This is a genomic window from Neobacillus niacini, from assembly GCF_023715415.1.
In the GTDB taxonomy this organism is placed as follows: Bacteria; Bacillota; Bacilli; order Bacillales; family Cytobacillaceae; genus Neobacillus; species Neobacillus niacini_C.
The window spans coordinates 1-674 of the sequence record NZ_JAMBOB010000039.1 but is presented as its reverse complement, the minus strand read 5'-3'; the positions used below and the strand labels follow the sequence as shown (position 1 = coordinate 674).

Here is a 674-nt window from a genome sequence, read left to right as displayed (position 1 = left end):
CGATCGCGCCCGATTCGTTGATCCCTTCCTGCAGGATCTGCCCGTCCTTCGCTTCCTTGTAGTAGCTGAGCTGACCCGCGTCCTGCGGCGTATAGAGCTGGCCGAGATGCGAATGGATGCCGATCTGGCGGAACAGGCCCTCCATCCCGAACGTGCGCGACTCGTCCGGCACGATCGGCACGACCAGCTTGCCGAGCTGTGGGTCCTTCAGCAGCGTGCCGAGGATGCGCACGAACGCCATCGTCGTCGACAAGCCGCGCTCTCCGGTGTCTTTCAGTTGCGCGTCGAATGCGGCGAGCGGCGGCGTCGGCAGCGGCGCGACCGCGTGGAAGCGGGCCGGCACGTGGCCGCCGAGCGCGGCGCGGCGTTCCGCGAAATAGCGTGCCTCGGCACTGCCCGGTTCCGGCTTCAGGTAAGGCAGCGCGTCGAGCTGCGCGTCGCTGACCGGCAGCGCGAAGCGGTCGCGGAATGCACGTACCGCATCCGCGCTCATCTTCTTCAACTGATGGTTCACGTTCTGGCCTTCGCCGGCTTCGCCCATCCCGAAGCCCTTGACCGTCTTCGCGAGCACGACGGTCGGCCGGCCGTCGGCGCGCATCGCCTGCGCATAGGCCGCATGCACCTTCTCCGGATCGTGGCCGCCGCGCGCCAGTTTCCAGATGTCGTCGTCGGAC

Annotated in this window: 1 pseudogene; it reads right to left on the bottom strand. The window is 67.8% G+C overall.

The features are described from left to right. A pseudogene (locus M3189_RS26435) lies at positions 1-674 on the bottom strand (hypothetical protein); the annotation flags it as partial.